The following is a 20,171-nucleotide window of genomic DNA, read 5'->3' on the forward strand; positions in this document are numbered from 1 at the left end:
TTCTTCTCATTGTACGTATCGATGTCAGCCATTAAAAGAAGGAAGCTGGAAGTATGGCTCTGTATTTTTCGGTTTTAACGAAGATTTCGTGCTTGTGAAAGTGTAAAGGTGTTTTGCAAAAGAAAAGCTGCTCCTTATTTAGAGTGGGAGCAGCTTTTTTTTATGCTTGATAATGTTCTTTTACGACATCAGCACAGCGTGTGCATAATGTTGGATGCTCGGCATCTTGACCAACAGTGTCGGATGAGACCCAGCAGCGTTCACATTTTTCGCCTGAATGTTTTTCAACAAGTACATCTACATATTTATATTCCTTAGCATCTGGATTTGCATCTACCACGTCTGCTCCAGAAACAATCAGGAATTGATGTAAATGTGCGATTGATTGAAGAACTTCTCTTGTTTCCTCTTCATGAGGCACTAAGGTTACTTTTGCCTCTAATGGTTTTCCAATTAACTTTTCGTTTCTTGCTTCTTCAAGTGCTTTAAGAACATCATCACGAACTTTCATAAAGTGATTCCATTTTTCCAAATCTAAACCAGTAATTTTTCTTGGTTCTGGGATGTCGGTTAACTGTACACTGTCTTCCTTCACACCAGGAATATACTCCCACACTTCTTCAGTTGTATGCGGGATAATCGGTGTAAGCAATTTAACCAATGTAACAAGAATTTCATAATAAGCAGTCTGAATGCTGCGACGGCGCTTGTTATCTGGACTTTCAATATAGAGAACATCTTTTCCGAAGTCTAAATAGAATGAGCTCAAATCTACAGAACAGAAATTATGAATCTGATGGAAAATTGGTGAAAACTCATATCCTTCATAATCTTCACGGGAAGCTGCCAACACCTCTTGCAGACGATGAAGCATGTATAGATCGACTTCTTCCATTTCTTCTTCTGGTACACGATGTTTGACAGGATCAAAATCGGCAAGGTTCGCAAGCATAAAGCGGAATGTGTTCCTGATTTTACGATATGCTTCAGATGTTTGTTTTAAAATATCGTCCGAAATTCTCACGTCTGCTTGATAATCAACAGAAGCTACCCATAAACGCAAAATATCTGAACCGAGCTGTTTTTGCACCTTGCTTGGTACAATAACATTTCCCAGAGATTTACTCATCTTGCGACCATTCCCATCCAACACGAAACCATGACTGATTACGGATTTATATGGTGCTTTCCCTGTCACAGCAACTGCTGTTGATAATGATGAGTTAAACCAGCCACGATACTGGTCACTTCCCTCTAAATAAATATCGGCGGGACGGACATGATCTTCACGATTCATCAATACAGCCTCATGAGAAGAACCAGAATCGAACCATACGTCCATAATATCTGTTTCTTTCGTAAACATGCCATTTGGACTATGTTCTGAAGTAAAGCCTTTAGGAAGTAAATCTTTTGCTTCTCTTTCAAACCAGATGTTTGAGCCATGCTCTCTGAATAAGTCAGAAACATGATTAACTGTTTCTTCTGTAATAATTGGTTCGCCATCTTCACCATAGAATACTGGAATTGGCACACCCCATGTACGCTGTCTTGAGATTACCCAGTCTTCACGGTCACGCACCATGTTATATAATCTAGTCTCTCCCCAATTAGGGTACCAATGTACCTCTTTGATTTCATCAAGAATCTCACTGCGGAAATCTTTAATTGATGCAAACCATTGCGGAGTTGCACGGAAAATTGTCGGTTTCTTTGTACGCCAATCATGTGGGTAAGAGTGTGTAATGAAATCGAGCTTTAATAATGCGCCAGTTTCTTCAAGTTTTTCCGTAACTGTTTTATTTGCAGTATCATAGAAAATCCCTTCAAAGCCAGGAGCTTCATCTGTAAACACTCCTTTATCATCAACAGGAGATAATGCTTCTAATCCATACTTTTGAGAAACAAAGAAGTCATCTTCCCCATGTCCAGGCGCAGTATGAACACAGCCAGTACCTGCATCAGTTGTAACATGTTCCCCCAGCATTACAATGGAATCTCTGTCATAGAATGGATGTTTTGCAATCACACGGTCAGCTTGCTGCCCTTTAAATTGCTTGACAACCTCCGGATTTTCCCATCCTAACTCTTCAGAAACAGCTTCAAGCAATGCTTTTGCCAGAACAAACTTTTCGTCATTAACCTTAACTACAATATACTCTAAATCTGGATGTAGGCTGATTCCAAGATTCGCTGGAATTGTCCAAGGTGTTGTTGTCCAGATAACGATTTTTTCTCCACCTTCAAGAATATCCTTTCCATCTGTTACTTCAAAAGCAACATAAATCGATGGAGAGCGTTTATCATAATATTCAATTTCAGCTTCAGCTAATGCCGACTCTGAAGAAGGTGACCAATATACTGGTTTTAATCCTTTATAGATATAGCCTTTCTTCGCCATTTCACCAAATACTTTAATTTGTGCAGCTTCATAATCCTTTGTAAGTGTGATATATGGGTTGTCCCAATCAGCCCGGACACCTAATGCTTTAAATTGTTCACGCTGATTATTTACTTGCTGCAGTGCATATTCCGCACAAAGCTTTCTAAATTCTGCGATTGGCATTTCTTTTCGCTTAATTTTCTTTTTCTTAGTTAATGCCGTTTCAATCGGTAAACCATGCGTATCCCAGCCAGGTATATATGGTGCATGATAACCAGTCATTGATTTATAACGAACAATGAAGTCCTTCAAAATTTTGTTTAAAGCATGACCAATATGAAGGTCACCATTTGCATATGGCGGTCCATCATGCAAGATAAATAATGGGCGTCCTTTTGTACGATCTAATACTTTTTCATAAATATTTTCTTCTTCCCATTGTTCTTGTCTTTTTGGTTCTTTATTTGGTAAATTTCCACGCATTGGAAAATCTGTTTTTGGCATTAGCAAAGTATCTTTATAATCCATTTGCGCTTCCTCCTTCTATAATCAATTTTATTACTGATAAAAAGCTTCTTTTAGTACATTAAAGTATAAAAAAAGCCCTCTCCATCCCTGGAAAGGGACGAGAAGACTCGCGGTACCACCCTTATAAATTTAAAAAATACTTAAATTCACTCAAAGTCAGGTAACGGTGACGAACCGTCCATTATTACTTTTACTTCGTAATGGATACGTCAGGAGTGATATTCTAAAAGTTTACTCTACCAGGCTTCCACCATTCCCTGATTCGCTATTTAGAAATAATGCTTTTATACTGTCTCCGTCAATGTATTTACAGTTTTAAGCTTTGCATGTATGAATTATATGTAAAATTTCAATCGGCGTCAAGGTCTACGCGTTATTTTTCAATAATTCTTCCTCATCGCCAATTTCAGTGTTAAACAGTTCTTCCCAATCTTCTGTTTCAACCATTTCAAGCTGAGCTTCAACGAGCATTTTCAAACGTGTACGGAATACTTTTGCTTGTTTCTTTAATTCCTCAACATCCATCGAAATCCGACGAGATTTACTTAATGCCTCATTAATAATACGGTCGGCGTTTTTCTCTGCCTCTTTAATAATTAATTTCGATTCCTTTGTTGCATTGCCTCTCACTTCTTCTGCAGTTTCTTGAGCAACTAAAATCGATTTGTTTAATGTTTCTTCAATATTAGTAAAATGCCCAAGTTTTTCTTCAAGCTGTTCTACCTTCTCTTCCAGGCTTTTCTTGTCCCGAATGACAATCTCATAATCTTTAACAACCTGATCAAGGAATTCGTTTACCTCATCCTCGTCGTATCCACGAAATTTATTCGAGAACTCTTTATTATGAATATCTAATGGTGTTAATGGCACACTGGCCACCTCCTCAATGAATAGTAAAATTCAAAATCGATTATTATCTATACTCTAATTTATTCGACAATAAATGTAAAAACCCTTTAAAAAAGAAGATTATTGTAAAATCGCAGTTGTAACCCGCCATTTTTCTTTACGGGTTTGACCATCAATATGCAGTAGTTTACTTCTTCCTTTTCCTCTTAAGGAAAGCAGATCACCTTCCTGCAATTGAAATTTATTGTCTTGGACTACTTTGTGATTTACTTTTACTTGCAATTTTTCAATAGCAACCTGTGCATCTTTTCGGGAAATATGATAAATTTCCTTTAATAATGCATCCAGACGCATGGAAGAAACTGTTTTTGTCGATTCCACCCAATTAGGCCTCTGTATTACTAAATTGGATAATGGTATCTCTTGCAGCTTAATCTTCGCATGTTTTACTGATGTAAGATTCATTATTACATATTGAGAAATCTCATCCGCTAAAATAATTTGCAATCGTCCATTTCCAACAATGATATCTCCAAGCTTATCACGTTTTATTCCTTGCGAAAGAAATGCTCCCATAACATCGCGATGCTCGAGAGTGATAAATTTTTCATGATAAGCTGCTTCCAAAAGAGTAATTTGATAGCTTTCTTCTGTGATTTCTTCATAATAAGGGGCAATAAGCATTCTTTTTCTCTCTGCAAATTCTGATGCACCTGAAGCGTACAACTTCAAATCTGCGTTGTTTTCACCAATAATCATTGCCACAATCTGCTGTTCACGTGGGTCCAGAAAGTCTGTCAAGCGAGCAATATACGAACCTTCCACCTGTTCTTTCCAAGAAAGCACCTGATCGATAAAAGGCTGCTCTTCCTTGCGAAAATGCTGATATATTTCCATTTTACTCTTCCTTTTTTACTCAATATTACAATGTAGAAAGGTTTATAATAAAAACATTCGGAAAAACGTTATTAAGCCTGTACGAGCTAACTGAAGGACAAAAATAGCTACAATTGGCGAAAGGTCTATCATTCCTAATGGCGGAATAAACCTTCTAAAGATTTCCAAGTATGGCTCACAAATTTTTGTGAGCAGCATTCCAAATGAAGATTCACGCGCTCCCGGGAACCAGGACATGAATATATAAATGATTAATCCGAAACTATAAATCTGAAATGCAAAAAGTAAAATATTCAAAAGTTGCAACATCCATTATTACCTTCCTTTTTAAAATTCATCTTCTCCATGGTACGTCTCTGAAATAGAACCAGTAACATCGACATTATCTGGTGTACAGAGAAACGTTTCAGCACCAAGCTTTTGAATATCGCCATTAACAGCATAAACTGTTCCGCTTAAGAAATCTACAATCCGTTTTGCCTGATGGTTGTCAATTCTTTGCAGATTAATTACTACAGCACGCTTATTAACAATATTATCCGCTATTTCCTGCGCCTCACCATATGATCTCGGTTCGCATAGTACCACTTTTTGCATAGGTTGCGGTACTCCTTGGAGATTAACGACGTTTTGTGTATTTTTTTGTTTTGGTTTTACTTTTTCAGGTAAACTTTCTTCTTCAATATACTCATATTCATACTCATCGTCCATTGTAAAGTAGTTTTTAATTTTATTTTTGAAACTCATTCTCTTCACCTCTTCTATTCATGGGTAGGTTTATGATTTTACTAATTTTGAGCCAACTCGAATATGTGTGGCACCTTCTTCAATTGCAATTTCGAAATCATTGCTCATCCCCATCGAAAGAAACTCACATGGAGCGTAATCTAATTTTCTCGCTTTCATTTCATCGCGCAGCTCTGCAAGCTTTCTAAACACATTCCGTATTAATGTCTGATCTTCGACATGCGGTGCCATTGTCATCAAGCCAACAACTCTTACCTTGTCATATTGCTTTATTTGTTCAATAAAAGCAGGCACTTCCTCTATATTCAGGCCGTGTTTTGTTTCTTCTCCGCTCACGTTTACCTGCAAAAAGCAATCTACTGGTGAATCTGCACGTTTATTTATTTCTTTCGCCAGAGACAATCGATCCAAAGAATGAATCATATCTACTTTATCAATAATATCTTTTACTTTTCTAGTTTGTAAGGTGCCAATAAAATGCCATTTCGCCTGATCACCAAAATGCTTGTATTTTTCCAAAAAACCTTCATTGCGATTTTCACCAAAATGTTTAATTCCAGCATCAAGAATTTCCTGATTTCGTTCAATTGTAACATATTTCGTTACAGCAATTAATGTTATTTCATCAGAATTTCGATTACTTTTTTCACATGATGTTTCTATTTGCTTATTAATCTCTGCTAAATTTGTTGCGACAGCCATTTTAAATTTCATGCTCCTTCAGATTATTATTCCCGAAAACCTATGAAACCAAGCATCCTTCCAGTTTTCCCTTGGTCACGCCGATAAGAATAAAAGAGTGCTTCATCCTCATAAGTACAAAAATTTGTAACATCTATATTATGCCGTAATATCCCGGATTGTAAAAGCATTTCATTATTTAGTTTCTTTAAATCTAATAAAAAACGATTCTTTTCGATAGGAACCAATACTTTTTCGCGATATCTTCCGTCAATTGCATTATAAACACGCATATCAACTTCATAATGTTTTTGAGAGATACCCGGACCAATTGCAACTAGGATGTTCTCTAATTTAGAGCCTTGTTTCTTAAAGGCCAGAACCATTTCGTTTGCAATGCCACCAACTGTTCCCTTCCAGCCGGCATGGGCAATTCCAATGATTTTGTCTACAGGATCAAAGAAATATAGCGGGATACAGTCAGCAAAAAATGCTGTAAGCAAGACCCCTGTTTCTTTCGTTAAAATTCCGTCAATTCCCTTTAGAGCGGTCTCCATTGAAGCGGACCCGCTTCCAGAATCTTTCCGATTGACAAGCATTACCTGTGTATCATGAACTTGCTCTCCTGCTATCCAGTTAGATAGTGGCATATCAACCAGACCCGCGAGTTTATTTCTATTATTTAAAACATCTGTCTCTTCATCATATACATGAAGTCCGCAATTAAAACTAGAAAACACATTCTTGCTTACTCCACCATTTCTTGTAGTAAACCCAACGATTAGTTCTGATGATCGCTGTTGCCATTTTGACAATTCAAGAAATGATTCATTATTTTTTAGAAAGGCTTCCATCGTTAAGTCTACCTCCTTTGTATTTGTTTTATTTTATCATATTTTGTCTTCAATTTAACCTATTATGATGAATCCGTCTATGGAAGCATCAATGTACGCTGATCATACGCCTCCTTTACCAGGATAACGTCTGATCCAATCCGCAAAATTTGCTGCCAAAGCACACGAATTTCTTCTGTTTTTCCAAACATATGACTCTTATTTTCTTGATCAGCTAATATTAAGGCGATAATCTTACCTGTTTTCACATCAATATCCAAATCGATGATAAATCCCAGACGGCGACCATCCACAATGGAAATTACTTCCTTCACTTGCAGTTCGGATAACCGAATCATTTTTATCCCCACCCCTCTTATTAACTATATGTACAATTCCCAGAGACTTTCATTGAATGTTAGAAAACTGCTTTCTATTTAAATGAAAAAAAGCAGGCAACCTGCCCGCTGTAATATACTTAACCTTCTAACCAATATACTTGTGCGTCACCGACTTACCAGACATCCACAGAAAGCTCGAAAATCAATTATCAATTTATATTCAAAAGGGATCTAACTCCGAAACTGCATAAGTTCTGCATTTAATCCATTGGTTTGCATATATACTTCTTTATATATTTTAAACAATTCTTTATACCTTTGAACATGTTTGGGAATTGGTTTATAGGTTTTCTCTGTTATTAAGAATTCGTCCGCACATTCACTCAAAGATTGAAACCAGCTGCAGCCATATGCCGCAAGCATTGCAGCTCCCATCCCTGGTCCTTGTTCACTCCGCAGTTTCACTATATTTGCATTAAATATATCTGCTTGCATCTGGAGCCAGGATTCGTTTTTCGCCCCTCCACCAATAGAAATGACAGTATCAATCTTTTTACCATTTTGGCGAAAAATTTCAACCGATTCATTTAATGAAAGCGTGATACCTTCCAACACGGCACGAGTAAAATGTTTTCTTTCATGAGAGGCGTCCATTCCTATAAAACTGCCCCGGATAGCAGCATCAACATGTGGTGTTCTTTCGCCGACAATATAAGGTGTAAAGATTAATCCCTCGGAACCAATCGGAACTGTATCTATATCTGCTAATAATCCCTCAAAACTAATGTCTTTCGCAAAGGTATCTTTAAACCAAGACAAACTATAACCGGCTGCAAGCGTCACCCCCATCGTATAAAAAACATCTTTTGCTGCATGATTAAAATAATGAACTTTCCCGCCGAATTCTTTACTGTCAGTTGTTTCATATGATAGAACAACACCAGAAGTACCTATACTTGCTAAGGTTTTGCCATCTTCTAAAATCCCAGCGCCTATCGCACCACATGCATTATCAGCTCCACCAGCAAAAACTTTTACCGTGGTACTTAATCCTGTTGCATTTGCAACTTCTTCTGTAATATTACCTACATATTCATGGGACTCAACGAGTGGTGGACAAATAGTCGGGTTTATCCCTAATTTGTCACAAATTTCTATGCTCCATGCTTTTTCTGAAACATTCAAAAGCAGTGTTCCAGCTGCATCTGAATATTCCATATGCAATTGTCCGGTTAGTCTATAGCGAACATAATCTTTTGGCAGTAAAAATACTTTTGCTTTTTCAATAACATTTTGTTCGTGGTTTTTCACCCAAAGCAGCTTCGGCAATGTAAAGCCTTCTAATGCCAGATTTTTAGTTATTTCTACAAGCCGCTCTTTACCTACCTTTTCATGAATTTCAGCACATTCTTCACTTGTTCTTGTATCATTCCAAAGAATTGCATTTCTCAAGACGTTATTATTTTCATCCATTAATATTAACCCGTGCATTTGGCCAGAAAAACTTAGTCCTTCTATCGCTTCTGGGTTTCCTTTAAATTTTTTTATTAACTCAGATAAACCTTCTATTGTTTGTTCTACCCAATCATCTGGATTCTGTTCACTATATCCTGCTTTTTCTTGAATCAAAGGGTAAGGCTTCGAAACTTCCTCTATCACTTCTCCAAGTTGATTGACTAACATTATTTTTACTGCGCTGGTTCCTAAATCAATACCTATTACATACTTCATTTCATATCCCCCCAACATCAGCTAGACGAAGACATAGTTGGAATTGTCTTCGCCCGCAGCATTGAATAACTAACGAAACTATCTCTTCTATTGTCCAGAAAACGTTGTTAAAATGTATTGATTAATTGTAGCTTTGATTCTTTCTAATTTCCCAGAATGATTATTGAATTTTGTTAAACCTAGCGCATATGCTTCTAATTTATGGAGGTCTGTGTTCCCCTCCACAATCTCTTTCCCGACTCCTTCACTATAGGTTTGATATCTTTCCGCAATAATATTTTCCAAAACATTATCTTCAATCAACCGGTGAGCTATCTTTAGGCCTGCAGCATAGCTGTCCATTCCAGCAATATGTGCATGAAACAGATCTTCTGGTGCAAATGAACCTCGGCGCACTTTTGCGTCGAAATTCAATCCACCACGACCTAATCCGCCATTCTTTAGAATTTCATACATAGCTAAAACTGTAGTATACAGATCTGTTGGAAACTCATCTGTGTCCCAGCCAAGTAATGGGTGACCTTGATTCGCATCCACTGAACCGAGCATATTATGAATGCGCGCATAATGTAATTCATGTTCAAACGTATGCCCAGCTAATGTTGCATGGTTTGCTTCAATATTAAATTTAAAAATATCTTCTAATCCATAATGCTGTAAAAAGGCATAGCCACTCGCTACATCGAAATCATATTGGTGCGTAGTCGGCTCTTTTGGTTTTGGTTCAATTAGAAACTGTGCATCAAAACCAATCTCTTTTGCATAATCGTTTGCCATATGAAACAGCCGTCCTATGTTATCCATTTCCAATTTCATATCTGTGTTTAAAAGTGTCTCATAGCCTTCACGACCGCCCCAAAACACATAGTTCTCAGCTCCGAGCTCCTTCCCTATTTCCAGTCCTTTTTTCACTTTAGCAGCGGCATATGCAAAAACATCCGCACTGCTCGAAGACCCTGCACCATGAACAAAACGCGGGTGACTGAAGTTATTCACTGTATTCCACAGCAATTTGGTCTTGCTGTCCTTCATATACTCTTTAATCAACGCTACAATTGTGTCCAGATTTGCATTCGATTCCCGCAAAGTTTCTCCTTCTGGTGCAATATCCACATCATGAAAACAGAAATAAGGAACATTCAGTTTTTCAAAGAATTCAAAGGCTGCTTCCACACGCGCTTTTGCCAAATCCATCCCTTGGTATTTATCCCACGGACGAATCGCCGTCCCAGTACCAAATGGATCAGACAAATCTTCTGTAAATGTATGCCAATAAGCTACACCAAATCGTAAAATTTCTTCCATTGTTTTTTCACCAATTTTTTCTTCTGGGTTATAGATTTTAAAAGATAATGGGTTACTAGAATTTAAGCCTTCAAATTGAATATCATTTACATTTTTAAAATAAGTCATTATTGTAGCCTCCTGATTTTAATTAAGATTTTTATTTATATAACTGAAAGTGCTTTCATGCTATAATAACATTAGCAATCTCATTAGTTTATCGGATGAACAAAGTAGACCGTTTATTCTCTGTACTTTTGTTTTTATTTTAGAATTCACAAGGAGGTTATTTATTTGAACAACGCAATGAGTACGATTTATCATATTTTAGATTGGATTATGAAATTCGCTTTTGTCAACCTGTTGTGGAATATATTCACTCTAGCTGGAGGAATAATCCTGGGCTTTTATCCAGCCACAATCGCCATGTTTACAATAGTTCGCAGTTGGCTGAGAGGCAAAACGGACGAGCCGGTATTAAAATATTTTTGGCTGCACTATAAAAGCAACTTTCTTAAAAGTAATCTATTAGGATTATTTCTAAACGTCCTTTTAGGCCTGGTTATACTAGATATTTATTACATACAGGTTAACATGGTTGCAGCATTGACTTGGACGTATATTCCACTATTTGCGTTTATGTTATTAATTATTTTGTACTTGTTTTATATTTTTCCTTGTTTTGCTCACTACGATTTAAACATAATATCTCTAATGAAGAATGCTTTATTCATTATGTTGATCAGCCCGATTCATAGCTTTTTGATCATCGTATCTATTGTCTCTGTATTTTTCATTATGCGGGCAATTCCAGCCCTATTCTTTATATTTGGTGGAGTAACGTATGCTTTTATCACTGTTTGGATCAGCTTACATGCATTTAACCGTATTCAAAACCAAAAAATATTAAATAAATAATGCTGCTTCCCACTCACTATTTATGAATATAGTGAGTGGAAGATGTACAATAACTCAAGCAAACTAACCCTTCACAGCACTCGCTGTAATTCCTTCCATAATTTTATTGCTGAAAAAGAGAAAAGCAATAATAATAGGAAGAACACTAATAACCAGTGTAGCCCCAATCGCTCCCCAATCCGTCATGTATTGTCCGATAAAGTTTTGTATCCCTACCGTAAGCGTTTTATACTTTTCAGAGCTGATAAATGTATTAACAAATACGAACTCGTTCCAATTATAAATCATGTTAATAATTACTGTAGTAGACATAATTGGTGCGGATAGCGGCAGGATAATCCGAAAAAATAACCGGTGCACTGAACTGCCGTCAATGATTGCAGCTTCCTCGATTTCTCGAGGTATCGTTGTATAGAATCCAAGTAATATCATGACAGTAATGGGCAAGTTATAGGTTACATAAGTAATTACAATAGATAACGGATTATCAATTAAGTTAACATTTAAGAACATATTGTACAGCGGAATTAATGCCGAGTGGATTGGAATCATTAAACCAATCATAATTAGACCCAGGACAAGGCCACTAAATTTCCACTTCATTCTCGTTATAGCAAACACCGCCATACTCGCAATTAATATGGTAAGAATTGTAGCTGCAGCAGTAATCCAGATACTATTCCAAAAGTAAGTGCCAATTCCACCATCAAAAACTTTTAAATAATTTTCCCATTTTGGATCTAATGGTAAAGCAAATGGATTACCAGCAAAGATTTCCTGGTTTGATTTTAATGAAAACATAAACAGCCAGATAATCGGGAAAATCTGAAATACAGCTACAGCACCTAAGCAGACGTATAGTAATATGTACCCTATTCGACGCATTAGCGATACCCCCTTTAATATTGAATGTTATCCTTCGAAGCAGTTAATTTTTGAATCATAAATGTCACAATTAAAGTTATGATTAATAATAAGAAACCAATCGCACTTCCATAGCCAAAGTTATAGCTCGAGAATGCTAACTTATACATATAAGATGCCATAACTTCACTTGCTCCATTTGGTCCGCCACCGGTCATAACATAAATCAGATCAAAGTATTTTAGGGACCCAACGATTGATAATACAATCGTCACCTTGAATACATTCATAATTAACGGAACTTTAATTTTTAAAGCAATTTGCAATGGTGTTGCACCATCAATTTTTGCTGCTTCAATTAACGATTCTGGAATATTTTTTAATGCTGCATAGTAAATTAAAATATAAAATCCAGCATATTGCCAAATAATTGGTATAAAGATTGCGTACAGCACAATTGTTGGATCTGCTAACCATGCTGGTGGATTATCAACGCCTAATGCCATTAAAATGCTATTTAACATTCCATTTGACGGGTTATAAACCTTAATCCATAGTTGTGCGATTGCCACTGATGACAGCAGCATCGGAATCAAGTAAATCTTCCTTAACAAGTTTGCACCTTTAATTTTAGAAGCCAGAATCAAAGCTACAACTAAATAACCTATAAGACTGAAAGCCGAAAAAATTGCTAACAGAAAAGAATGTAATGTGCTATTCCAAAATTTTGCATCCTGTAAAGCTGCTATATAATTATCCAAACCAATGAACTCCATTGCTCCTATTCCATCCCAATCCATTAACCCGAAATAACCAGAAAGAATCAGCGGTATAACGATAAGGACTGTAATTAACAGGAGTGCAGGAAGCGTATATAAAAAGATAATCCATTTATTGGACATAACTTTATTCATACCATTCAACCCCATCCTCTTTTTAAGAGTAGAAAAGGACTAGCCTATTTGAGGACTTGTCCTTTTCTATTTAGTTAACCCTGTATCCTACTCTTCAGTTGATAGTGTTTCTTCATGTGTTTTCGTGAAGGCTTCTGGTGTAATATCGCCGCCAAACAAGGCCTGAATATTATCTAGATGCATTTGAGCAGCACTTGCGCTCATTTGTACATCAGCATATAACGTTATATTGCTCGCTTCACTCAAATCATTTAAGACATCAACATACATTTGCGGTAAATCCAATCCATCTGCATCAACCTTTGTTGCAGGAATGATGCCCACATCTGTTACAGCTCTTTCTCCCCATTGCTCAACAAAATAGGACGCAAATGCTTTTGCCTCATCTTTTACATCTGAATTCTCTGCGACAAATAAGCCGACACCTGGTCCGCCTACATAACTATCAGTATCACCTGTTCCATCAATTGTCGGAAATTTAAAGTACCCAACAGAATCTCTAAATTCCTGAGGCACATCTTCATTTGTTGTAAAGTTTGGCAAATCCCATGTTGCAATTAAATACATTGCAGCTTGCTCACCCATAAACATACTTTTCGCCTCTTCATCTGCAAGTCCATTAAAACCTTGAACAAATGCCCCAGCATCCACAAGGCTCTGCAGTTCTTCTGCTGCTTGGACTAAAGCCGGTTCCTCAAATGTAGTTTCACGATTGATTGCTTTAGTTAAAATGTCTTCATTACCAGCAAAACGATCTGCTAAATACATATACCACATCGAACCTGTCCAAGCATCTCTATTACCGAGCGCAATTGGATTAACTCCATTTTCGTTCAACGTATCAATAATTTGATAAAGTTCTTCAATTGTTTTTGGCTCTTCTAATCCATATTCATCAAAGATTGTCTTGTTGTAGAAAATTGTTGAAATATTCAGCTCCAATGGTAATCCATATGCCGTATCTTCCATTGAAAAGGCTTCAACCGTTCCAGACACAAAACCATCCGATAAACCGCTTTCAATTATGTCATCAACAGATGCAAACATATTTCCATTTACATACGGTTCCATGTATCCCGCCGCCCAAGTCATCCCTACATCAGGAAGTTCATTAGACGTAGACAGCACTTTGATTTTATCTTTATATTGTTCATTACTCAAAACTTCCAAATCAATACTAATTCCCTCATTTTCTTCTTCAAAGGTTTCAATAATTTCGTTCACTACTTTGTGATGCTGTGCAGAACTGCCTTCTGGCCATAAATGCATAAACTTTACTGACTTTCCATCTCCTGAACTTGAATTACTTTCACCTGTATCGTCATCACCGCAAGCGGCAAGCAGTAAAACTGACAGGAAAAGCATGGTCACCATTGTAAACGCTTTCTTCATTTTGTAAATACCCCCTTTAAAATTTTAGCTTGGACTGCATAAGCTAATTTTATATTATCAAAAAGAACATCGTTCGTCTAGTGAATAAACAAAGTTTGTGGTAGAATTAATTTATGCTATACTATTGTAAATATGTCAGAAAGAGCTGAAAACAGATGAATACGAAGAAAACATGGAATCAGCACGTAGTAAAAAAAGAAAATAAATTTATAGTTTTAGAGAAAATTTTACACAACTTCCCTATTTCAAGAGCTGATATTGCATCCTCTACAGGATTAAACAAAGGAACTGTTTCTTCACTTGTTAATGAACTACTAAAAGAGGATATTATTAGTGAATCTGGACCTGGCAAATCCAGCGGCGGCAGAAGACCTGTCATGCTGTTATTTAATCAGCTGGCTGGTTATTCAATTGGCATTGATTTGGGAGTTAATTATATTTTGGGGGTGTTAACAGATTTAAAAGGAAAGATCTGCGCTGAGCAGCAAACCAATTTTTCCAACTTAACATACGAAGAAATACTAGAAGAAATGTATAAAATAACTGATTCTCTAATCGCTGCAGCACCTGAGAGTCCGTATGGCATTGTAGGAATAGGAATAGCTGTACCCGGAGTAGTCAATAAAGACAAGAAAATAATGCTGGCTCCAAATTTAAATTGGAGAAATGTTGATCTTAAATCAACATTTGAACAAAGATACAGTGTACCTGTAACAATTGAAAATGAGGCAAACGCTGGTGCCTACGGTGAAAAAAACTTTGGTATCGGTAAAAGCTTTAATAATATTATTTACGTAAGTGTAGGGATTGGGATAGGAGTTGGACTTATTTTAAACGGGCAGCTCTACAGAGGTAATAATGGATTTTCGGGAGAATTAGGCCATATGACGATTGAAGTAAATGGCTCTAAATGCAGTTGCGGCAATGAGGGATGTTGGGAATTATATGCTTCAGAAAGAGCATTACTGCTAAATGCTGAGAGGATTGGTTTAAAACGTAATAAGCAGTCAGAGATTACTTTGGAAAGCATCATTGATGCCTGTAACAATGGTGAATCAGAAGCAATCCAACTATTTGAAAATATTGGGAAGTATTTAGCAGTAGGTTTAAATAACATTATAAACACATTTAATCCGGAACAAGTAATTATTGGGAATAGAATGGCTGAAGCAAAGAAGTTTCTCGAAGAACCAATAACAAATTGGATTCACGATCAGTCACTGTGGTTTAGTCAAAAAGATTTAAATATCAATTTTTCTAATTTACGCACACACGCTACAGCTCTTGGGGTTGCTGCATTTTCTGCTGAGGAATTTTTATATTATACAATCTTTCAAAATAAAGTTTCTTCAGCATTATAGCATTCCAGAGATAACTTTTGGGTATAAAATAAAAAATATACTGATTTTATACCCCGCCAATAATAATGTAAGCGCAATCTTATCAGTCATGCATTCAAATAAATTTATGGGGGAATTAAAAGATGACAATCATACAAAATCCAATTTTAACCGGTTTTAATCCTGATCCTAGTATTTGCAGAAATGGCGAAGATTACTACATCGCTGTATCAACGTTTGAGTGGTTCCCAGGTGTAGGTATTTATCACTCTAAAGATTTGAAAAACTGGCGCTTAGTTTCACGACCCCTTAATCGTATCAGCCAATTAAATATGCATGGAAACCCTGACTCTGGCGGAGTTTGGGCTCCAGCTCTTTCTTATAGTGATGGTAAGTTCTGGCTTATTTATACTGATGTTAAAGTAACAGAAGGACAATGGAAGGATAGCCATAACTATCTTGTTACCTGTGATACGATTGATGGAGAGTGGTCTGAACCCACCTACTTGAACAGCTCAGGATTTGACCCTTCCCTATTTCATGATGACGATGGTAAAAAGTACTTATTGAATATGCACTGGGATCATCGGGTCGGGCACCATAACTTTTACGGTATCGTGATGCAGGAGTTTAATCCAGAAACAAATAGATTAACAGGAAGGAAAGAAGTCATCTTTAAAGGTACTGATGTAATGCTAACTGAGGCACCACATGTGTATAAAATAAAAGACTACTACTACTTATTAACTGCTGAGGGCGGTACGAGATACGACCACCAGGCAACAATTGCACGTTCTAAAAACCTTTGGGGACCTTATGAAGTTCATCCTGAAAATCCATTGATTACATCAATGCCAAATCCAAAGAATCCGTTGCAAAAAGCCGGACATGGATCAATTATCCAAACCCATACTGATGAATGGTATTTTGTTCATTTGACTGGACGTCCATTACCTAAAGATGGACAGCCTTTATTAGATCCGCGCGGTTTTTGTCCACTCGGCCGCGAAACTGCAATTCAACGCCTGGAATGGAAAAATGAATGGCCTTATATCGTTGGTGGAAATACACCTTCTCTGGAAATAGAAGGACCAGCAATTGAAGAAGTTATATGGGAAAAAGAAGATGAAAAAGATGATTTTGATTCCCTGGCATTGAACTTGGCCTTTCAAACATTGCGTGTGCCTTTAGGAGATGAAATTGTATCATTAAAGGACAATCCAGGTCATTTACGAATTTATGGAAAAGAATCTCTATCATCAAAATTCACACAAGGCTTCGTAGCTCGACGCTGGCAGCATTTTAACTTTACTGCAGAAACAAAAGTTTCTTTTAACCCAGATTCCTTTTTGCAAGCTGCAGGGATAGTTAACTATTATAATACGGAAAACTGGACAGCATTACAAATTACCTGGGATGAAATAAAAGGCAGGGTACTTGATATAACAACTTGTGATAACTTCATCTTTGATAATCCTTTAAAGAATGAGCAAATTCCAATCCCTGACAATATAGAATATATTTATTTACGCGTAGATGTAGAAACGAATCTGTATCATTATTCCTATTCATTTGACGGAGTAAATTGGGAAAAGATTCCTCTATCCTTTTATTCTTATAAGTTATCTGATGATTACATACGTGGCGGAGGATTCTTTACAGGCGCATTTGTTGGTATGCAATGCCAGGACACATCAGGAGAAGCAAAACCAGCTGATTTCGATTACTTCATCTATCAGCCCAAATAAGCAAGCAAACTGTAAATAGCACAGCAGCCTGAATACACGTAGACCTTAGGAGGAAGAAATTGCTGACCCCCTATTAAGTCTCTTCTTGTATTCAGGCTGCTTTTATTTATGTGTGTTACTCAAACATTCGTTTATTCATCTGTTTAATTGCAGCTTTTTCTAACCTTGACACTTGGGCTTGTGATATTCCGATTTCTTCAGCTACCTCCATTTGTGTTTTACCTTGGAAGAAACGCTTATTTAGGATTAATTTTTCTCTTTCATTTAATTGAATCATGCCCTCTTTTAAAGAAAGTTTATCATCCCAAGCAGTTGCTTTATCTTTTTCATCACTAATTTGATCAAGTACATAGATTGGGTCACCGCCATCATTATAAATCGGTTCAAATAATGAAACCGGATCCTGTATGGCATCTAGTGCAAAAACAATATCTTCCTCTGGAACGCCAATTTCCTCAGCAATTTCTTTATGTGTAGGCTCTCTTGATGTTTTATTCATCAGCTGCTCCCTTGCTTGTAATGATTTATAAGCAATATCTCTAAGTGAACGGGATACTCTGATTGGGTTATTATCACGTAAATAACGCCTGATTTCTCCAATAATCATAGGTACCGCATAAGTTGAAAAACGTACATTATGCCCTAAATCGAAATTATCGATCGACTTCATTAAACCAATACAGCCAACTTGAAACAAATCATCAACAAATTCGCCTCGATTATTAAAACGATGAATTACACTAAGTACAAGTCGTAAATTACCATTTACAAGCTCCTCTCTCGCTGATATATCATCATTTTGCTGAAGACGAATGAATAGTTTTTTCATTTCTTCATTCTTTAAAACTGGTAGCTTTGATGTATCTATTCCGCAAATTTCCACTTTATGTCTAGCCACTTTCTTCAACCCTCCCAGTCGATGATGCTGTTCAAGGACAGTATCTCCTTCCAAAAGGGTTTTTATGCAGTGACTTAAAATGCAGATTTTGGTAAAACGACAAAAGCAAGAGCTAGACTGGGTTACATCATTTTATTAAATTCTTTTTGGAGACGGCGAATTATTTTTTTCTCCAATCGGCTAATATATGATTGTGAAATACCCAGCATATCTGCTACATCCTTCTGTGTTTTTTCTTCTTGGCCATATAAACCAAAACGTAAGGACATAATCTGTTGTTCGCGTTTGTTTAACTGTGATAATGCTGATTTTAATAAGTTTTTATCGACTGTAGATTCAAGGTTTTTTGTAATTACATCCTCATCTGTTCCTAATACATCAGATAATAATAATTCATTCCCATCCCAATCAATATTTAACGGTTCATCAAATGAGATTTCAGATTTTAACTTATTTGTTCTTCTTAGATACATAAGAATCTCGTTTTCAATACAACGAGAAGCATAGGTAGCAAGTTTAATTTTCTTTTCAGGTTTAAACGTATTTACAGCTTTAATTAATCCGATTGTTCCGATACTTATTAAGTCCTCAATATTAATGCCTGTGTTCTCAAACTTCCTGGAAATATACACCACCAGCCGCAAATTCCTCTCAATTAATACTGCACGGGCTGACTTATCACCTGAGGGTAATAACGCTAATAATTTCTGTTCTTCTTGTTTCGAAAGTGGTGGCGGTAATGCCTCTTTTCCACCAATATAATATATTTCTGATGATTTTAATTTTAATTTAAAAAGCAGCCGATACCAATAAATCCTTAGTCGAAGTTTCCACATAACAATCCTTTCCCTTCCATTAAGCTGTGTAGCCAACTGCAGATTGAATCAGTTCTGGTTGCAGTAAGCAATGATAACTTGCATCTTTTGTTAATTGACCAAATTGAATGCCAACTAAAAAGTGACTTGTTTGTATTTGATTCATTTCATAATGAATCAATAATGAATCTGGTTTTATAGCAAATATAAATCCATTCCCCCCTTCTACCCCTTGAAATGGAATGACATGAATATAATCAATCCATTGTTTTGGAATACTGTCCATATCCCAATTTTGATAGGCAGTTCTTAACTGTTCCCATTCTTCCTTTTGAAACCATTGTTCTAAAAATAATTCATCACAAATAATGACAGGTTTTTTAGTAAATGGCTCGACCAGCTGATTGCCGCTATCAATGTAGCCATTCGTAGCATAACTTTTCTTATTAATTTGAATGGTAACTGGATAAATAGCGTCATAGCGAACTTTTTCTTGAACATGCTTGTCCATTCTCTGTTTCGTGAAAATCCAGACGATGGGAAAACAAACAGCGATAAATAACCAGCTAATTGGATCACCAAACCCGGTATTATATGTTAAAAAACCTGTATTAGATAAGGTAACAGGATTTTGCAGAAAGAAATGTAATGCTACTAATCCCCCGCCAATAGTGAAACTCACAAAATAAAATAAGAATAAAAGCTTGAACATGCGATAGATATTCTTAAAACCAAATGCAGTTAAAATAATTAAGATTGAAAAAATGATTTTTCCTGGCGGGCTCGCTAAAAAACTTTCCGGGTTAAAAATCGAAAGTGGTACGACAAGCGAAGCAAGTATAGCACCAATAAACAATCTTATTTTTTTAGTTTGCAGCTTTGCTAATTTATTTGTTAGTAAGAGCAGCATAAAATCAAATAGTATGTTCAAGAGTAAAACTGCATCTAGATAGATTGACAAATCTCTCCCCCTCTTCAAGTATGCTATGGAATTATTTAATGGATTAG

At 36.5% G+C, this 20,171-nt stretch carries 19 protein-coding genes and 1 other annotated feature; of the genes, 3 read left to right on the forward strand and 16 right to left on the reverse strand.

The genetic code is table 11. The features are described 5' to 3' along the window. Positions 1 to 160: 160 nt before the first annotated feature. The 10 genes from ileS to xylA form a co-directional block, all read right to left on the reverse strand. Positions 161 to 2,911, reverse strand: a complete 2,751-nt coding sequence (ileS, locus tag NST93_RS06435; RefSeq protein WP_405102337.1) for an isoleucine--tRNA ligase — start codon at positions 2,909 to 2,911, stop codon at positions 161 to 163. Between the two features lie 90 nt (positions 2,912 to 3,001). Further along, positions 3,002 to 3,222, reverse strand: a binding site (T-box leader). Between the two features lie 55 nt (positions 3,223 to 3,277). Continuing rightward, positions 3,278 to 3,781 carry a DivIVA domain-containing protein gene (locus NST93_RS06440; protein ID WP_405102339.1) on the reverse strand — a complete coding sequence of 168 codons (504 nt, stop codon included), beginning with the start codon at positions 3,779 to 3,781 and terminating at the stop codon, positions 3,278 to 3,280. A gap of 99 nt (positions 3,782 to 3,880) precedes the next feature. Beyond that, entirely contained in the window at positions 3,881 to 4,657 is a 777-nt protein-coding gene (locus NST93_RS06445; RefSeq protein WP_405102341.1) for an RNA-binding protein, read from the reverse strand. Between the two features lie 42 nt (positions 4,658 to 4,699). Further along, on the reverse strand, positions 4,700 to 4,966 hold the full coding sequence (locus NST93_RS06450) for a YggT family protein (RefSeq protein WP_405102343.1): 267 nt from the start codon (positions 4,964 to 4,966) through the stop codon (positions 4,700 to 4,702). 18 nt (positions 4,967 to 4,984) lie between these two features. Continuing rightward, positions 4,985 to 5,404, reverse strand: coding sequence for a cell division protein SepF (locus NST93_RS06455; protein WP_405102345.1), 420 nt, complete (start codon positions 5,402 to 5,404; stop codon positions 4,985 to 4,987). Between the two features lie 30 nt (positions 5,405 to 5,434). Continuing rightward, on the reverse strand, positions 5,435 to 6,106 hold the full coding sequence (locus NST93_RS06460; protein ID WP_405102347.1) for a YggS family pyridoxal phosphate-dependent enzyme: 672 nt from the start codon (positions 6,104 to 6,106) through the stop codon (positions 5,435 to 5,437). Between the two features lie 26 nt (positions 6,107 to 6,132). Then, entirely contained in the window at positions 6,133 to 6,939 is an 807-nt protein-coding gene (gene pgeF, locus NST93_RS06465; RefSeq protein ID WP_405102349.1) for a peptidoglycan editing factor PgeF, read from the reverse strand. Between the two features lie 77 nt (positions 6,940 to 7,016). Then, on the reverse strand, positions 7,017 to 7,277 hold the full coding sequence (locus NST93_RS06470) for a YlmC/YmxH family sporulation protein (RefSeq protein ID WP_405102351.1): 261 nt from the start codon (positions 7,275 to 7,277) through the stop codon (positions 7,017 to 7,019). Between the two features lie 213 nt (positions 7,278 to 7,490). Then, entirely contained in the window at positions 7,491 to 8,990 is a 1,500-nt protein-coding gene (gene xylB / locus NST93_RS06475) for a xylulokinase (protein WP_405102353.1), read from the reverse strand. An 87-nt stretch (positions 8,991 to 9,077) separates the two neighbouring features. Then, positions 9,078 to 10,403, reverse strand: a complete 1,326-nt coding sequence (gene xylA, locus NST93_RS06480) for a xylose isomerase (RefSeq protein ID WP_405102355.1) — start codon at positions 10,401 to 10,403, stop codon at positions 9,078 to 9,080. 165 nt (positions 10,404 to 10,568) lie between these two features. On the opposite strand from xylA, the gene NST93_RS06485 reads away from it, so the two are divergent. Next, positions 10,569 to 11,192, forward strand: a complete 624-nt coding sequence (locus NST93_RS06485) for a YesL family protein (protein ID WP_405102357.1) — start codon at positions 10,569 to 10,571, stop codon at positions 11,190 to 11,192. A 63-nt stretch (positions 11,193 to 11,255) separates the two neighbouring features. On the opposite strand, the gene NST93_RS06490 is transcribed toward NST93_RS06485, so the two are convergent. The 3 genes from NST93_RS06490 to NST93_RS06500 all read right to left on the reverse strand — a co-directional run bounded on the left by NST93_RS06490 (position 11,256) and on the right by NST93_RS06500 (position 14,362). Then, the gene (locus tag NST93_RS06490; protein ID WP_405102360.1) at positions 11,256 to 12,077 is read right to left on the reverse strand and encodes a carbohydrate ABC transporter permease; all 822 of its coding nucleotides are present in this window, start codon (positions 12,075 to 12,077) and stop codon (positions 11,256 to 11,258) included. A gap of 14 nt (positions 12,078 to 12,091) precedes the next feature. Then, the gene (locus tag NST93_RS06495) at positions 12,092 to 12,970 is read right to left on the reverse strand and encodes a carbohydrate ABC transporter permease (protein WP_405102362.1); all 879 of its coding nucleotides are present in this window, start codon (positions 12,968 to 12,970) and stop codon (positions 12,092 to 12,094) included. Between the two features lie 87 nt (positions 12,971 to 13,057). Beyond that, complete coding sequence (locus NST93_RS06500) at positions 13,058 to 14,362, reverse strand: extracellular solute-binding protein (protein ID WP_405102364.1); 1,305 nt, start codon at positions 14,360 to 14,362, stop codon at positions 13,058 to 13,060. Between the two features lie 155 nt (positions 14,363 to 14,517). Here NST93_RS06500 and NST93_RS06505 point away from each other — a divergent pair, with 155 nt between their 5' ends. Next, on the forward strand, positions 14,518 to 15,723 hold the full coding sequence (locus NST93_RS06505; RefSeq protein ID WP_405102366.1) for an ROK family protein: 1,206 nt from the start codon (positions 14,518 to 14,520) through the stop codon (positions 15,721 to 15,723). 122 nt (positions 15,724 to 15,845) lie between these two features. Further along, the gene (locus tag NST93_RS06510) at positions 15,846 to 17,450 is read left to right on the forward strand and encodes a glycoside hydrolase family 43 protein (protein ID WP_405102368.1); all 1,605 of its coding nucleotides are present in this window, start codon (positions 15,846 to 15,848) and stop codon (positions 17,448 to 17,450) included. Between the two features lie 115 nt (positions 17,451 to 17,565). Here the strand turns inward: NST93_RS06510 and sigG are convergent, their stop codons facing one another. The 3 genes from sigG to spoIIGA form a co-directional block, all read right to left on the reverse strand. After that, entirely contained in the window at positions 17,566 to 18,348 is a 783-nt protein-coding gene (gene sigG, locus NST93_RS06515) for an RNA polymerase sporulation sigma factor SigG (protein ID WP_405102370.1), read from the reverse strand. 122 nt (positions 18,349 to 18,470) lie between these two features. Next, the gene (gene sigE, locus NST93_RS06520; RefSeq protein WP_405102372.1) at positions 18,471 to 19,184 is read right to left on the reverse strand and encodes an RNA polymerase sporulation sigma factor SigE; all 714 of its coding nucleotides are present in this window, start codon (positions 19,182 to 19,184) and stop codon (positions 18,471 to 18,473) included. Between the two features lie 19 nt (positions 19,185 to 19,203). Then, positions 19,204 to 20,124, reverse strand: coding sequence for a sigma-E processing peptidase SpoIIGA (gene spoIIGA / locus NST93_RS06525; RefSeq protein WP_405102374.1), 921 nt, complete (start codon positions 20,122 to 20,124; stop codon positions 19,204 to 19,206). Between the last annotated feature and the right edge of the window lie 47 nt (positions 20,125 to 20,171).

It is taken from the genome of Oceanobacillus sp. FSL H7-0719 (assembly GCF_045040795.1).
In the GTDB taxonomy this organism is placed as follows: domain Bacteria; phylum Bacillota; class Bacilli; order Bacillales; family Amphibacillaceae; genus Oceanobacillus.

Coding starts and splice junctions, on each gene's coding strand:
- NST93_RS06470 (WP_405102351.1), bottom strand. CDS start 7,277: ATGATTCGGTTATCCGAACTGCAAGTGAAGGAAGTAATTTCCATTGTG.
- NST93_RS06505 (WP_405102366.1), top strand. CDS start 14,518: ATGAATACGAAGAAAACATGGAATCAGCACGTAGTAAAAAAAGAAAAT.
- NST93_RS06500 (WP_405102364.1), bottom strand. CDS start 14,362: ATGAAGAAAGCGTTTACAATGGTGACCATGCTTTTCCTGTCAGTTTTA.
- NST93_RS06490 (WP_405102360.1), bottom strand. CDS start 12,077: ATGCGTCGAATAGGGTACATATTACTATACGTCTGCTTAGGTGCTGTA.
- NST93_RS06445 (WP_405102341.1), bottom strand. CDS start 4,657: ATGGAAATATATCAGCATTTTCGCAAGGAAGAGCAGCCTTTTATCGAT.
- NST93_RS06460 (WP_405102347.1), bottom strand. CDS start 6,106: ATGGCTGTCGCAACAAATTTAGCAGAGATTAATAAGCAAATAGAAACA.
- pgeF (WP_405102349.1), bottom strand. CDS start 6,939: ATGGAAGCCTTTCTAAAAAATAATGAATCATTTCTTGAATTGTCAAAA.
- sigE (WP_405102372.1), bottom strand. CDS start 19,184: ATGTGGAAACTTCGACTAAGGATTTATTGGTATCGGCTGCTTTTTAAA.
- xylB (WP_405102353.1), bottom strand. CDS start 8,990: ATGAAGTATGTAATAGGTATTGATTTAGGAACCAGCGCAGTAAAAATA.
- NST93_RS06495 (WP_405102362.1), bottom strand. CDS start 12,970: ATGAATAAAGTTATGTCCAATAAATGGATTATCTTTTTATATACGCTT.
- NST93_RS06455 (WP_405102345.1), bottom strand. CDS start 5,404: ATGAGTTTCAAAAATAAAATTAAAAACTACTTTACAATGGACGATGAG.
- NST93_RS06450 (WP_405102343.1), bottom strand. CDS start 4,966: ATGTTGCAACTTTTGAATATTTTACTTTTTGCATTTCAGATTTATAGT.
- ileS (WP_405102337.1), bottom strand. CDS start 2,911: ATGGATTATAAAGATACTTTGCTAATGCCAAAAACAGATTTTCCAATG.
- xylA (WP_405102355.1), bottom strand. CDS start 10,403: ATGACTTATTTTAAAAATGTAAATGATATTCAATTTGAAGGCTTAAAT.
- NST93_RS06510 (WP_405102368.1), top strand. CDS start 15,846: ATGACAATCATACAAAATCCAATTTTAACCGGTTTTAATCCTGATCCT.